At 63.6% G+C, this 14,054-nt stretch carries 15 protein-coding genes; 12 read left to right on the forward strand and 3 right to left on the reverse strand.

Going from position 1 to position 14,054, the window contains the following annotated elements:
- Positions 1-47: 47 nt before the first annotated feature.
- Together ABDB87_RS19370 and ABDB87_RS19375 are read left to right on the forward strand one after the other, a co-directional pair.
- A complete protein-coding gene (locus tag ABDB87_RS19370; RefSeq protein ID WP_345930190.1) occupies positions 48-545 on the forward strand; it encodes a type VI secretion system amidase effector protein Tae4 in 498 nt (165 codons plus the stop codon).
- Between the two features lie 110 nt (positions 546-655).
- Positions 656-925, forward strand: coding sequence for a T6SS amidase immunity protein Tai4 family protein (locus ABDB87_RS19375; RefSeq protein WP_345930192.1), 270 nt, complete (start codon positions 656-658; stop codon positions 923-925).
- Between the two features lie 350 nt (positions 926-1,275).
- Here ABDB87_RS19375 and ABDB87_RS19380 read toward each other — a convergent pair whose 3' ends face one another.
- Positions 1,276-1,893: an HAD family hydrolase gene (locus ABDB87_RS19380; protein ID WP_345930194.1), complete on the reverse strand. Its 618-nt coding sequence runs from the start codon at positions 1,891-1,893 to the stop codon at positions 1,276-1,278.
- A 146-nt stretch (positions 1,894-2,039) separates the two neighbouring features.
- Positions 2,040-4,790: a carbohydrate binding domain-containing protein gene (locus ABDB87_RS19385; protein WP_345930196.1), complete on the reverse strand. Its 2,751-nt coding sequence runs from the start codon at positions 4,788-4,790 to the stop codon at positions 2,040-2,042.
- 360 nt (positions 4,791-5,150) lie between these two features.
- On the opposite strand from ABDB87_RS19385, the gene ABDB87_RS19390 reads away from it, so the two are divergent.
- From ABDB87_RS19390 to ABDB87_RS19400, 3 genes are all read left to right on the forward strand, one after another.
- Positions 5,151-5,780: a YXWGXW repeat-containing protein gene (locus ABDB87_RS19390; RefSeq protein ID WP_345930198.1), complete on the forward strand. Its 630-nt coding sequence runs from the start codon at positions 5,151-5,153 to the stop codon at positions 5,778-5,780.
- A 157-nt stretch (positions 5,781-5,937) separates the two neighbouring features.
- A complete protein-coding gene (locus tag ABDB87_RS19395) occupies positions 5,938-6,288 on the forward strand; it encodes a hypothetical protein (protein WP_345930200.1) in 351 nt (116 codons plus the stop codon).
- A gap of 374 nt (positions 6,289-6,662) precedes the next feature.
- Positions 6,663-7,076, forward strand: coding sequence for a hypothetical protein (locus ABDB87_RS19400; protein ID WP_345930202.1), 414 nt, complete (start codon positions 6,663-6,665; stop codon positions 7,074-7,076).
- Between the two features lie 18 nt (positions 7,077-7,094).
- Here ABDB87_RS19400 and ABDB87_RS19405 read toward each other — a convergent pair whose 3' ends face one another.
- Positions 7,095-7,973 carry an NAD(+)--dinitrogen-reductase ADP-D-ribosyltransferase gene (locus ABDB87_RS19405; RefSeq protein ID WP_345930205.1) on the reverse strand — a complete coding sequence of 293 codons (879 nt, stop codon included), beginning with the start codon at positions 7,971-7,973 and terminating at the stop codon, positions 7,095-7,097.
- A gap of 168 nt (positions 7,974-8,141) precedes the next feature.
- On the opposite strand from ABDB87_RS19405, the gene nifH reads away from it, so the two are divergent.
- From nifH to ABDB87_RS19440, 7 genes are all read left to right on the forward strand, one after another.
- Complete coding sequence (gene nifH / locus ABDB87_RS19410) at positions 8,142-9,023, forward strand: nitrogenase iron protein (RefSeq protein WP_345930206.1); 882 nt, start codon at positions 8,142-8,144, stop codon at positions 9,021-9,023.
- Positions 9,024-9,137: 114 nt separating this feature from the next.
- A complete protein-coding gene (gene nifD, locus ABDB87_RS19415; protein ID WP_345930208.1) occupies positions 9,138-10,613 on the forward strand; it encodes a nitrogenase molybdenum-iron protein alpha chain in 1,476 nt (491 codons plus the stop codon).
- 123 nt (positions 10,614-10,736) lie between these two features.
- A complete protein-coding gene (nifK, locus tag ABDB87_RS19420) occupies positions 10,737-12,332 on the forward strand; it encodes a nitrogenase molybdenum-iron protein subunit beta (protein WP_345930211.1) in 1,596 nt (531 codons plus the stop codon).
- 91 nt (positions 12,333-12,423) lie between these two features.
- Positions 12,424-12,648 (forward strand): putative nitrogen fixation protein NifT, encoded by a 225-nt coding sequence (nifT, locus tag ABDB87_RS19425; RefSeq protein ID WP_345930213.1) that lies wholly within the window; start codon positions 12,424-12,426, stop codon positions 12,646-12,648.
- An 88-nt stretch (positions 12,649-12,736) separates the two neighbouring features.
- A complete protein-coding gene (locus tag ABDB87_RS19430) occupies positions 12,737-12,934 on the forward strand; it encodes a ferredoxin (protein WP_345930215.1) in 198 nt (65 codons plus the stop codon).
- A gap of 128 nt (positions 12,935-13,062) precedes the next feature.
- On the forward strand, positions 13,063-13,776 hold the full coding sequence (locus ABDB87_RS19435) for a dinitrogenase iron-molybdenum cofactor biosynthesis protein (protein ID WP_345930217.1): 714 nt from the start codon (positions 13,063-13,065) through the stop codon (positions 13,774-13,776).
- A complete protein-coding gene (locus ABDB87_RS19440; RefSeq protein ID WP_345930219.1) occupies positions 13,773-14,051 on the forward strand; it encodes a DUF6129 family protein in 279 nt (92 codons plus the stop codon). The genes ABDB87_RS19435 and ABDB87_RS19440 overlap by 4 nt, the downstream gene beginning before the upstream one ends.
- Positions 14,052-14,054 lie beyond the last annotated feature (3 nt).

The following is a 14,054-nucleotide window of genomic DNA, read 5'->3' on the forward strand; positions in this document are numbered from 1 at the left end:
GCAACAGTCTTGCCGCATCACGGCCCGCAGAAACGAAAAGGAAACACATGAAACGTCCTTCATTCAACATGGCGTGGGCTGCGTTCCTCGCGGTCAGGAAGTCTGTCGAGGAAGTCGGAAAAATGATTGGCGGTAAAGTTCAGGAAAACATCGAACTTCCACCCGGAAAAGGAAAATTCGAGAATGCCTGCCCGATCCGGATGAGCTACGTCCTGAACACCACCGGCTTCCCGATCCCGAAGAGTTCGATGTACAGCACCGTCAGCGGCGCCGACCGCAGGCAATACATGTACAAGGTACCGGACATGATGGCCTACCTCGCCCGCTCCTTCGGCACACCGGAAAAAACCGTCAAGTCGCCTAAACCTTCGGACTTTGCGAACATGAAGGGCATCATCGTCGTCAAAGGTCACGGCTGGAACAACGCTGTCGGCCATGTAACGCTCTGGGACGGCAGCAAGTGCTCCGACTCCTGCCATCTCCTGGCAGACCCCGACAACGGCCCCTTCGTTCCCGATACGGCCTCACTCTGGGTGCTGCCATGAAGAGCCCCGCTTTCAGAAGCTTGTGCGTACTGACTCTGGCCCTGGCCTTCCAGTCAGCGCTGGCTCAGCCGGCATTCACCGGAAAGAGCGCGAGTGACCAGAAAATGCTCATGAAAAACTGGGCGCTCAGTGCCTGCATTGCCCGCATGGCGAAAGACCCGGAAACCCGAAACGACGCCAGCTTGACCGCATCAGCGTTTCTGGAAAACAGCCAGCAGGATCTTGAGGACTTCGAACAGCTCGGCAAGCTGGTCGACGACTATCTGGCACTTCAATACGGCGGCTCGGTGAAATCGGATTACAACACCATGAAGTGCATCGACCTGTTTCACAGCAGGAAGCTCGACCAGCTTGCCTCAAGGCTGGTGAAACGGCGTTGAGTTTCCGACAGCCCGTCGCATGCAAGGTGGGTACTCGAAGCAAGCCAGACCCGCAGGGCGCAATCGAAGCGCAGCGCATTACGCCGGATAGGCCCTCATACCTGCGGCGCAATGCCGCCGCGTAGCGAGTGGCGCCCTGCTTCGCTTCGACCAGGTTGCGGCGGGCGCCGCGGGGAGCATGCCTGGCTTCAAGGCTCCGTCACCCAGCCGACGTAGGTCGGAAAGCCGCAGGCGCCTTCCGACGATTTGCGGCACCAACAACATGCTCACACCCCAGAAGTCGGAAGGCGCTTCGCTTTTCCGACCTACTCCGGGTTACGGCCCTGAAAACCGCAGCCAGCCCGCTCCGCTCAGACCAATTCTGTCAGCACGTCGTAACGAAGCAGAACCTGGCGGGCCTCGGCTGGGCTTGTTACCTGGTGCGCCCGCATCCCGAGCGCCGCTGCGGCCTCGACATTGCGCAGGCTGTCATCCAGGAACAGCACTTCCTGAGCCGGAAAGCCCATCCCTTCGAGCGCGGCAAGAAATGCTCCGGGTGCAGGCTTCATCTCGCCGATCAGATGCGAGAGCCAGGTCTGATCAAATCGCTCCGGCAGGCCCATAGCCTGAATCCGCGCCCAATGCGCTGCACTTGTATTGCTCAGTGCCGCCACGCAGAACCTGTCCGGAATTTCATCGAGCAATGCCAGCGCACCGGGCAACAGTCCGACAGGCCAACGGCAGAATTCCTGCAGAAAAATCTCCGGGCTTACAGGCAATGCCATCTCCGCCACCAGTTCGGTCGCAAAGGTGCGCGCATCAATCTTGCCGGTCTCATGCGCGAATACCACTGGCGAAGCACTCCACAGCGCATGCAACGCTTCGCTGTGCGCGTCCCGGCCAAGCAGTCTCGCCATGCAGGGCACGCCATCAAGCTCAACGAGCACGCCGCCGATGTCGAACAGAACGACTGAAAGCTTTTGCATCATCAACGACATTCCCTCCGAAAGAGCAAGTAGCCCGGATGCAGCGCAGCGGAATCCGGGGGGCGCGTCACCGTCCCCGGATTCCGGCCTGCGGCCTTCATCCGGGCTACATTCGGCAAGCAGTCGCGCAAGCGGAACCTTCGGGCACCCTACTTTATTTCGATTTCATACCACAGCGTCCGCCACGCCTCGCCGATTTCCAACGTGGCGTGCTCGCTGCCCGTGACCTTGATCTCTGTGCGCCGATTGCCGCGCTCGTCCAGCGCCCAGGCATGCACGCGGCTGGCTGCGACGGGCAGCGTGATGCGTGCCGCGAGGCCTTCGACAAGCGTTGGCGCGCTGCCGAAATTGCGGCCGACGCTGGTGTGCTTGTCGTCCAGCCAGCGCTGGCCGGTGTTTTCCACCTGACCGAGCGCGGTGACGAGAATGCGACCCGGCCCGGTGAAGCTGCCGTCGATGACGTTGGCTTGCAGCACGCCCCAGTCGTTGCGCGCACGGGTCAGTTCCAGCTGCACACCGGAGAGGTCCTGCGCGTGGCCGAGGCGGGCGCCGATCAGGGCGCGGCTGCGTGGCGTGTTGATGACAACGGTCTTGCCATTGACGCCCTCCACGCCCCACACGAGTTCGCCGGTTTCGCTCGTCACCGGCAGGCGCGGCCCTGCGCCGGGCGGCGTGGCGATGCTCACCGGGCGAAGCAGGGTTTCATTGCGCGCCGCGCCCCAGCTCTCGGCGCCCGGCACGCGCGCGCCGGCCCGCCAGGCATCCAGCCAGGTCTGCTGTGCAGGCAAAGCCTGGTTCTGACTCCGGCAGTTGTCTTCACCCGAAGCCGCTCCACCCTTCGACAAGCTCAGGGCGAACGGCTTCTGAGCAGTGTTCCCTTCCCGCTGGTTCGCTAAAAACTCCGTTCGTGCTGAGCCTGTCGAAGCCTGTGCTGAGCGCGGCTGAAGGGCATGATCGGGATTTTCGGCGGACACGCTGCAGCGTTCAGCTTGATTGGATGTTTGCCCGGCCTGCACGTCGCCGCGCCGGAAGAGTGCTGCGGCGCTGATGAAGCTGGCCATCTTGACCGGATTGGCGTGGCTGTCGAAGAAGCGGTCGATGTAGCCACTGTCCCATTTGCGATCGTGCGCGCCGAAGCTGTAGAGGAAGAGGCCGTCCCAATCCTGCAGCGCGCCATAGGCCGCCAGCAAGGGCAGCGCTTCGCCCTGATAGTGGCTGGGGGCGGAGTGGTTGTATTCGGTGACGATGAAGGGCTTGCCGGGGTAGCGACGCAGGGCGAGATCCGCCAGCGTGCCGCCGCCCTCCACGCCGGCCATGGGCGTGTTGGCGATCTTCCAGTTGTCGATGTCCCAGGGCTTGCCAGGGAAGTTCGGGTGCTGCCAGTAGGCGTGGCCATCGACCACGTCCAGCATGGCCTGAATCGGGGCGGGGCTGTAGCTGACCTGGGTGCCGACAATCAGCGACTTCGCGCCGAGATCGGCCTTGAGATAACGCTGGAAGTCGCCCCAGTAGGCGACTTCGGTATCCCACAGGAATTGCAGCCAGTCGCGCTGGCCTTCGGATGTGCGGCGCATGAAGTCGGCGCTGGTGGAGATCGCCACCGTGCCGGCCTCGAGATTCTCGTCGGCACGCAGGCCGAGCAGACCGCCAGGGCGCAGGCTCACATCGCGCAGTTCGAGCCGGCCGGTGTCCAGCCCGATGCGGCCCAGGGTGAGGCGGGCGATGTCGTCGCCGCTGTTCGGGGCGAAGACGAGTTCATGCGTTTGCCATTGCGGGCCAACGGCGACTTCCTGATCCCAGAAATGCGCCCAGGGCGCGTGTGCCTGCATGGCCTGCAGACCGAGCTTCACTGGCTTGTCGGACCTCACCGCGAAGCGCAGCGTGTAGGCCTGCCCGGCATTGAAAACAAGGCGGTTCTGGTGCAGCTGGATGTGCCAGTTCTCCTTGCCGGGAGCCTGCATGCTCAGCGTAAGCGTGCCATCCGCCTGCGCGAGCTGCGCCTGCGCGCCACCGACGAGCTGCAGATTCCAGCCCGCCTCACCACCTTTCACGTTTAGCGCCGGGCTGAGCATCTCCGCGCCCAAGGGCTGCTCATGCACACCCCAGGCGGCGCGCAGGGCGGCGGTGTCGCGGTACTTCGCGCGCAGCCATTGCTGCCACTGGTGGGTGAGCTCGCCGCGGTAGGGCTCGGTAATGCCGTTGAGCCCGCCAGTGCGCCACTCGCGCATCAGGCCGTTCTCGTTGTTGATCTCGATGAAGGCGATGGCCGGCTCATCCACATAACGATTGCCGGTGTAGGGGTTGCGGTGCTGCAGCAGCTCGCGCGCGTAGTCCTTCTGCATCGCGATCATCGGCGGGTAGAAGTTGTCGACGCCCTTCCAGTATTTCGGCGTGTCCTCGCCCCAGTCCTTGAAGCCCGGATATTTGCGGCCGACGTGCAGGTTCAGGTCGGCGTAAATACCTTCGCGCTTCAGGGCCGCGATGAAGTAGTCGAGTCGCTCCAGCACCTCGGCGTCGAAGGTTTTGCCGTCTTTTTGCAGCAGGCCGTTGGGCGCGGCCGAGGAATCCATGTGGTGCAGGCGGACGATGTTCAGCCCGAAGCGGGCCATGCGCGCGGCGAGCTTGTCGGCGGTGGCGTGGTCCGGCGCCACCGAGCCGAAAACGATGTTGCCGCCGAGAAAGCGGACGCGCTCACCGCCCGCGCACAGATGGCTGCCGCATGCGGCGACAAAGCCCTTGGCGCCGGCGGGCTTGTCGTTCCAGGCGGAAAGATTGGTGATGTTCGCGCTGGCGTCGTCCCAGGGCATCACGAAGGGGAAGAGTGCGGGATCGCTGGCGAAGGCCGGCGCGGAGGCGAGCCAGACTGAAAGCGCGATCAGCATCGGGGCAAATCGGTCCATGCCGGAACTCCCTGCGGGCCCTGGCGGGCAATGCCGCATCTTGCCGCAAACGCTCCGTAGCGCCCAGCGCCACGCCCGTGCCGTGACAGCCGCCTCCGGCCGGCTGCCGGCCCCAACAGTCTCCCGCTTCGGTTAGGGTCTTACAAAGGCTTACAACTCGGAGCAGGAAACGTTACACGGCCAGGCCTTATTGTCCGTCCTGAGGACAACAACTCTGGCAGGGAGGGATCCCGAAGCATCCGCAGTGCCGGCCACGCCGGTTCTGCAGGCAGCAATCCGCTGCCGCCCCGGGCAGCCCGCCTGCCGGGGACGACAACGCACAGGGCACGGCGCAAGCGCGCAGCCCGGAAGGAGCACACGATGAATGTTTTGCGCAACACCCTGATCGTCACGCTGTTTGCCGCTGGCGGCCTGCTGAGCCTGCCGGCGTCTGCCCAGGTGAGCATCGGCGTAGACATCCGCCTGCCCGGGGTGTCGATCGACATCAACGGCGCACCGCCGCCCCCGCGCGTGGAAGCCTGGCCGGGCCCTCGCCGCGGCTATGTGTGGCATCCAGGCTACTGGCGCTGGACGGGTCGGGACTATGTCTGGGTTGGCGGCGTCTGGGTGCGTGAGCGCCCGGGCTACGTCTGGGTGCCGGAACGCTGGGAGCCCCGCGGTGGCGACTGGTACTTCACCGCCGGCCGCTGGGAAGCCAACCGCAACTGGCGCGACGACCAGGCCCGCGAACGCGAGCGCTGGGAAGAATGGCGCCGTGCCGACATGCGCCGCGAAGCCGAATGGCGCCGCGATCAGGAACGCCGCGAGGCACGCATGGATCGCCACGAGGATCGCCGGGATGACCGGCAGGATCGCCGTGACGACCGCCGCGATAACCGACAGGATCGTCGCGATGACCGTCGTGACGATCGACAGGACCGCCGGGACGACCGCGGCCCGGGTCGCGGCAACGGCGGCCATCCGCCTGGACACGACCGACACGACCGCTGAGCACGGCAGGATCCGGTCATGAAGGGGGGCGGCGCAAGCCGCCCTTTTTCATGTCCGCGCCGGCGGACGCCATAACATTTGCTTACAGCTCCATGTCGGCGTGCCGGTCAGCCGCCGCGTTGTGTGCACAGGAGGACATGATGTCTGGAGAACAAGCATGAAAACGCCACAACGCCTGATCTGCCTTGCCCTGCTCGCCACCGCCGGCCTGCTCGCCTCCGCGGCCAGTCAAGCCGAAACGGTTTTCGAGCGCTTCGCGCCGCGCGTGCTGCCCATCCCTGTTCCGGTACCGGTGCCGATCGGTGGCTCGGTCAGGATCAGCAGCGGGCCGGATTACGGTTACGACCGCGGCTATGACCGTGGCCCGGATCGTCGTTACGAGCATTACGAGCGTTACGACTACCGGCCCTATCCGCTGCCCCCGCCGCCCCCTCCGTACTGGCACCATCACCATCGCCATTACGACGATGGCCCCCGCTACTACGGCCCGCCCCCGCATCGCTGGTAAGCGGCGCGTGCACAACGCGGCCGGGGTCTCGTAACGCTCCGGCCGGCGTCCCGGCGCCACGGGAAGCGGGCCTGTCAAGCCGGCACGCGACAAACGCGCGCCACCCGCCTCCGGACACCCTCCTTCCAGCAGCGGCCGGCCCGCCTCAAACGGCGCTGCACAGGGGCTCATCTGCATTCAGGCAGCTCCCGCAGCGCAGCAGGAAGCGCTCGCCACTGACACCATCTGTCGGCGCGACTGGCAGAGCAGGTCCGACGGACGGAGCAATCCTGCGGGATTACCCTATGATCAGGACATGAGCCGCCCGCGCTGCAACGCAGCAATCTGTCGCAAGCGGGTCTTCACGCATGCACCAAGCGCCCGGAGGTGTGGTCTTGCCCAGGTTTCTTGCGCCGATTCTTTTTCTCGTGAGCGGGCTCGTTCTCGTGCTCGACAGCTGCCTGCCGGCCCGGATGGAGCATGTGGCGGTTGATGGCCATGCGGTAGCCACCAGCCACGACAACGGCCCCTCTGCCCTGGTCGAGCGGCATTACCGGCTGACCTTCAATTCCGCGGTGATCGACCACTGCAATGTCGGCTACGGCCTCTACCGCCGCATGCGTGACGGCGAGGTGGTCGATGTTTCCGCCAGCTGGCTGCTGGGCCGCTGCCTCGCCATCGAGCAATACCGCCGCACGCTCTACACGCCGCGGATATCCCAGACGCTGGTGTCGACGATCGGCGTCCTGCTGCTGATTTCGGCGCTGGGCGTGATGCGCTTCTACCGGCGCATTCCGGCGCCGGGCTGAGCCCTGCCGACCGGGTGCTCAGCCCCGCTTCACGCCATACACGCCGCCGATCACCAGCGCCTCGCCCTCGCCCTGCAGCTTGTCGGGCATCACCTCGGCGCAGCAGATGATCTTGGCCAGCGGCACCTCGGTGGCCATCACATGATCTCCGAACTCCCCCGCCCGGTCCGGGTCGGCAGAGAATGAATTCACGTTGTTGAGCAGCATCAGGTGCTCACCATTGCGCTCGCCCAGGATCTCATGCGCCTCCCAGCGATTCACGCCGCGGAAGAGGCGGAAGTGCGTTCGCTCGGGGTGGCGCCTCGAGAGCTCGATCTGGGTGAATGTGTAGACGAGATCGAGCTGCGCTTCGAGCGCATTGGTGTTGTAGAGCCCGGCGGCGCGCTGCTCCAGATAGAGGCGATAGGGTTCGCTTGAAAAATCGCGGATCGGCGCGCGGTGGTGACGCGGCAGCAGACCGAAGCGGGATTCGGCCCAGCCCTTGAGCACCGCGCCTTCGATGCTGTCCGAGTTGAAATGCCAGCCGCGGATGAGCTTGAGGTAATTGAGCTTGCCGCGGTTCTTCGGCATGTCGGGCCGAAAGCCCGCGTCTTCGAGGGCTTCGAGCCTGAAGCACAGTGTCATGTAATCATGAAAGAGCTTGACCCGCTCTTCATGCGCCTCGCAACGCCCGAGCAGGCGGAAGAAATCCCGGTGCAGCTCATGTACGCCATCGAGCACCAGTGCTGAGGGATTGTGCTGATAGGTCAGGCTGCCCAGGATCACCGCCGGCAGATTGCAGCGGTTGATCGAGAGCCGCGCCCAGGTCGGCAGCGTGGGATTGTCGGGATGCTTGTCGCCATCCCGACACAGCGCCGGGTCTTTGTCGGATGCCACACTGCCTGCCACATCGTTCATCTGATCCCCCATTCCTTGCTGTGCAAGGCTTTGCGCCCGCCCCCGGAGCGCTGGCACGGCCATTGCGATTTGCTCTTCGAGCCGCCGGGTCATTGTTGCACTGAAAGTGCTCCCGATGCACCGGCCCCGGAAACCTCATTCAGTGACTTTCCCTCAAGGAGAAACACCATGGCAAAGCTCCGTCAATGTGCCATTTACGGTAAGGGTGGGATCGGCAAGTCGACCACCACCCAGAACCTCGTCGCTGCGCTTGCCGAAGCCGGCAAGCGCGTGATGATCGTCGGCTGCGATCCGAAAGCCGACTCCACCCGCCTGATCCTGCACAGCAAGGCGCAGAACACCGTCATGCAGCTTGCTGCTGACGCAGGCTCTGTCGAAGACCTCGAACTCGACGACGTGCTCGCCGTCGGTTTCGGTGGCGTCAAGTGCGTGGAATCCGGTGGCCCGGAACCCGGCGTCGGTTGTGCAGGCCGCGGCGTGATCACCGCGATCAACTTCCTCGAAGAGGAAGGCGCCTATGACGACGAGCTGGACTTCGTGTTCTACGACGTGCTGGGTGACGTGGTCTGCGGCGGTTTCGCCATGCCGATCCGCGAAAACAAGGCACAGGAAATCTACATCGTCTGCTCGGGCGAAATGATGGCCATGTATGCCGCCAACAACATCGCCAAGGGCATCGTGAAATATGCCAACTCGGGTGGTGTGCGTCTGGCCGGCCTGATCTGCAACAGCCGCAAGACCGACCGCGAAGACGAACTCATCGAAGCCCTGGCCGCCCGCCTCGGCACCCAGATGATCCACTTCGTGCCGCGTGACAACGTCGTGCAACACGCTGAAATCCGCCGCATGACCGTGATCGAGTACGACCCGAAGGCCCACCAGGCCGACGAGTACCGCGCACTGGCCCAGAAGATCATCGACAACAAGAAGTTCGCCATTCCGACGCCGCTCGAAATGGAAGAGCTGGAAGCGCTGCTGATGGAGTTCGGGATCATGGAAGTGGAAGACGAAACCATCGTCGGCAAGGCCAAGACGAGCGAAGCCGCCTGATTCACGTCGCTTCACGCATCAAGCGTCATCCTGCCTGCAAGCGGGATGACGTCCGCAACACCCGTTAAACGCTGAGCGCCGTGGCGATCTGGAGCCCTGCGCAAGGAGAGTGAAATGTCGGAAGAACTGACCCGAGAAAGAGCCCAGGCCCTCATCGAAGAGGTGCTTGAGGTCTATCCCGAAAAGGCGAAGAAGGACCGCGCCAAGCACCTGATGGTCAATGACAAGGCCGTCACCCAGTCCAAGAAGTGCATCACATCCAACCGCAAGTCGCTGCCGGGCGTGATGACCCAGCGCGGCTGCGCCTACGCCGGTTCCAAGGGCGTGGTGTGGGGCCCGATCAAGGACATCATCGACATCTCCCACGGCCCGGTCGGCTGTGGTGCCTATTCGCGTGGTGGCCGTCGCAACTATTTTGCCGGTACCTCGGGCGTGGATTCGTTCTGCGACATCAACTTCACTTCCGACTTCCAGGAAAAGGACATCGTCTTCGGCGGCGACAAGAAGCTCGCCAAGCTGATCGACGAACTGGAAACACTTTTCCCGCTCTCCAAGGGCATCTCGGTGCAATCGGAATGCCCGGTCGGCCTGATCGGTGACGACATCGAAGCCGTCTCCAAGAAGAAGGCTGCCGAAATCGGCAAGACCATCGTGCCGGTGCGCTGCGAAGGCTTCCGCGGCGTGTCGCAGTCACTCGGTCACCACATCGCCAACGACGCGGTGCGCGACTACATCCTGTCGAACCGCGACGAGCAGGCTTTCGAACAGACACCGTATGACGTTGCCATTCTCGGCGACTACAACATCGGTGGGGATGCCTGGGCGTCCCGCATCCTGCTCGAAGAGATGGGGCTGCGCGTCGTGGCCCAGTGGTCCGGCGACGGCACGCTCGCCGAGATGGAAAACACCCCGAAGGTGAAGCTGAACCTGCTGCACTGCTACCGCTCGATGAACTACATCGCGCGCCACATGGAAGAGAAGTACAACATCCCCTGGATGGAATACAACTTCTTCGGCCCGAGCAAGATCGCCGAGAGCCTGCGCGAAATCGCCTCGCACTTCGACGAGAAGATCCAGGAAGGCGCCGAGCGCGTGATCGCCAAGTACAAGCCGGAAATGGACGCGATCATCGCCAAGTTCAAGCCGCGCCTGCAAGGCAAGAAGGTCATGCTCTATGTGGGCGGCCTGCGTCCGCGCCACACCGTCGGAGCCTATGAGGACCTGGGCATGGAAGTGGTCGGCGCCGGTTACGAGTTCGCCCACAACGACGACTACGACCGCACGATGAAGGAGATGAAGGACGCCACCCTCATCTATGACGACGTCACCGGTTACGAGTTCGAAGAGTTCGTGCGCCAGTTGAAGCCGGATCTGATCGGCTCAGGCATCAAGGAAAAGTACGCCTTCCACAAGATGGGCGTGCCCTTCCGCCAGCTCCACTCCTGGGATTACTCGGGCCCCTACCACGGCTTCGACGGCTTCGCCATCTTCGCCCGCGACATGGACATGACGGTCAACAACCCGTGCTGGAACATGCTCAAGGCGCCCTGGCTGAAGACCGAAGGCGAGTCGGAACAGAAGGCCGCCTGAGACCCCGTATCGCCCGGGTCGGCACACGACCCGGAGCAGCTGGCCCGGTGAGACACCGGGCCGGGAATGAACTCACCTTACGTCCCGCGTCCACAGCTGGGTGGCCGGGCAAGGAGATGCAAGATGCAGACCGTCGATAACGTCAAACCGTGCTTCCCGCTCTTCCAGGAGCCCGAGTACAAGGATCTGATTGCCCGCAAGCGCAGCCAGTTCGAAGAAATCCCCTCGAAGGACAAGATCGCTGAAACCTTCGCCTGGACCACCACGCTGGAATATCAGGAACTCAACTTCAAGCGCGAAGCCCTCTCCATCAACCCGGCCAAGGTCTGCCAGCCCCTGGGGGGCTCGCTCTGCGGCCTGGGCTTCGAGAAGACCATGGTCTACATCCATGGCTCGCAAGGCTGCGTGGCCTACTTCCGCACCTACTTCAACCGCCACTTCAAGGAACCGATCGCCTTCATCGCCGACTCGATGACGGAAGACGCGGCCGTGTTCGGTGGCCAGAAGAACGTGCATGAAGGCCTGCAGAACGCCACCAAGCTGTATGACGCCAAGATGATCGCGGTGTGCACCACCTGCATCGCGGAAGTCATCGGTGACGACCTCGGCGCCTTCATCGGCAATGCCCGCAAGGAAGGCTATGTCGACAAGGACTTCCCGATCCCCTACGCCAACACGCCGTCCTTCACCGGTTCGCACATCACCGGCTGGGACAACATGTTCGAAGGCATCATGAAGTACTTCACCGGCTCCTTCGACGAGGAGACCGGTACGGCGATCACCAAGGTTCCTGCCACGCCGGGCAGCAACGGCAAGCTCAACCTGGTGCCGGGCTTCGAGACCTACCTCGGCAATTACCGCGTCATGAAGCGCTACATGAAGGAGATGGATGTCGACTTCACGATGCTGTCCGACCCGGAAGAAGTGCTCGACACCCCGGCCACCGGCGAATACGAGATGTATGCCGGCGGCACGACCATCGACGAAGTGAAGGACGCACCCAACGCGATCGACACGATCTTCCTGCAGACGACCGGTCTGGAGAAGAGCCGCAAGTTCGTCAAGAACGTGTGGAATCACAACGCGCCGACGATCAGCATCCCGATGGGCGTGGAGTGGACCGATGACTTCCTGATGAAGATCTCGGAGCTCACCGGCAAGCCGATTCCCGCCTCGCTGGTGAAGGAGCGCGGCCGCCTGGTCGACATGATGACCGACTCGCACGCCTGGCTGCATGGCAAGAAGATGGCCGTTTTCGGTGATCCGGATTTCCTGCTGGGCCTGGTGAAGTTCATGATGGAACTGGGCATCGAGCCCACCCACATCGTCTGCACCAACAGCAACAAGCGCTGGGAAAAGGCGATGAAGAAGATCCTCGAATCCTCGCCCTACGGTGTGCACGGCAAGATCTACCCGGGTGCCGACCTCTGGCACATGCGCAGCCTGTGCTTTACCGACAAGCCTGACTTCCTGATCGGCAGCACCTACGGCAAGACCATCCAGCGCGACACGCTGCACAAGGGCATCGAGTTCGAAGTGCCGCTGATCCGCCTGGGCTTCCCGATCTTCGACCGTCACCACCTGCACCGCATGACCACGCTGGGCTACGAGGGCGGGATGTACATCCTGACCACGCTGACCAACGCCGTGCTGGAGCGCCTGGACGAACGCACGAAGTACATGGCCGATTCGGACTACAACTTCGACATCGTTCGCTGACCGGCGGGGAGTCGGGAGTGGCGAGTGGGGAGTCGAACCCCGCGCTTTTCACCCGACTCCCGACTACCCACTCACGACTCCCGAACAAAAAATGGCCAACATCATGATCCGCAAGAGCGCTGAAGGCGGGCTGGTTTTCTACCTGCCCAAGCGCGACATCGAGGACAGGATCTCCTCGATTGAATTCGACACCCCGGAAAAATGGGGCGGCGAGCTGAAGCTGGCCAACGGTGGCGCCTACTACATCGACCCCATGCCCGCCCCCGAGCGCCTGCCGATCTCGCTGCGCGCCAAGCGGCTGGATGGGGTGGAGTGAAACCGGGAGTGGCGAGTGGAGAATGGGGAGTCGGTGACGCGCCGACTCTCGACTCCCCACGCCCGACTCCCCATCAAGGAGAAACATCATGTCCATGAAAATTCTCGTCGCCGAATGCTCAAGCTGCGGCGACTGCATTCCCGAATGCCCCACCGGCTCGATTTTCGAGAAGGGCGGCATCGTCAAGATCAAGGCTGACAGCTGCAACGAGTGCGAGGACCAGGACGACGGCCCCAAGTGCCAGTCCACCTGCCCCTCGGGCGAGAACTGCATCGTTTACATGTAAGCGGGGCTTCGGGAGTCGGGAGTGGGGAGTCGAGAGTCGGAAATCATCGGGACGGCACGCCGTCTGCTGGTTTACCGACTCCCCCACTCCCCACTCCCCACTCCCCGCTCCCGAAGGGAGCAACAAGCATGAACACCTCCATCACCCGCGAAGCCGCGTTGCGCATTGGTCTGGCGGCACTCGAACTGAAGGTCTCGCCGCGCGAACTCACGCTCGCGCTGGCGGAGAAGTTCGAGCTGCCGATCACCGAAACCAAGCTCGCCACCTGCTCGGTCGAAATCCTGCGTGAAGCCATGGATGGTGATGGCGGCATCTGCCAGGCGGACCCCGCGAACCTCAAGCAGGCGGTGCGCCTGCTGTGGGGCCAGGGCGTGTCGGGCAGCGAGCTGCCGGCCCGTGAGGCCTATGCCGAGGGCGACCTGCCCGGCTCCATCCGGGTGGCATGCGCCTCGAATTCCGGCGAGCTGCTCGATGGCCACTTCGGCTCCTGCGAGCGCTTCCTGATCTATCAGGTGTCCAGCAGCGAAGCCCGCCTGATCGACCTGCGCCCCACGCTCGAAGCGGACCAGGCCGAAGACAAGAATGTGGCCCGCACCGCGCTGATCGCCGATTGCGATGTGCTCTGCGTGCAATCGATCGGTGGTCCGGCTGCGGCCAAGGTAATCCGCGCCAATGTGCATCCGGTGAAGGTGGCGGTCTCCGCACCCGCGCGTGACAGCGTCCGGCGCCTGCAGGCCTCGCTGACCAATCCGCCGCCCTGGCTGGCCCGGGTGATGGGCATCACGCCGCCCTCGCTCGAGCACATCAGTGCCGCACTCGAACTTGAGGAGGAAGACGCATGAGCGTGAGCACCGAACTGCTCGACTCGGTCTGCAAGACACTCAGTGGCGGCCTGCTGCGGCGGGCGGACGCCGACCGCCAGCTGCGCCTGGCGCACCCCGGCGTACCCTTCTCGATGTGCTCCGACAACGACATCCCTTCGCGCCTCAAGCCGCTCGCCACCGGCGAAGGCTTCGCGCTCTACGGGCTGAACACCTCCGAGCACTGTGCCGCGCTGACCGGCCAGATCGAATCCGCTGATGGCATTGTCATCGGCATCCTTGACAACGATCTCTGAGGA

The organism is Uliginosibacterium paludis (genome assembly GCF_039631355.1).
GTDB lineage: Bacteria > Pseudomonadota > Gammaproteobacteria > Burkholderiales > Rhodocyclaceae > Uliginosibacterium > Uliginosibacterium paludis.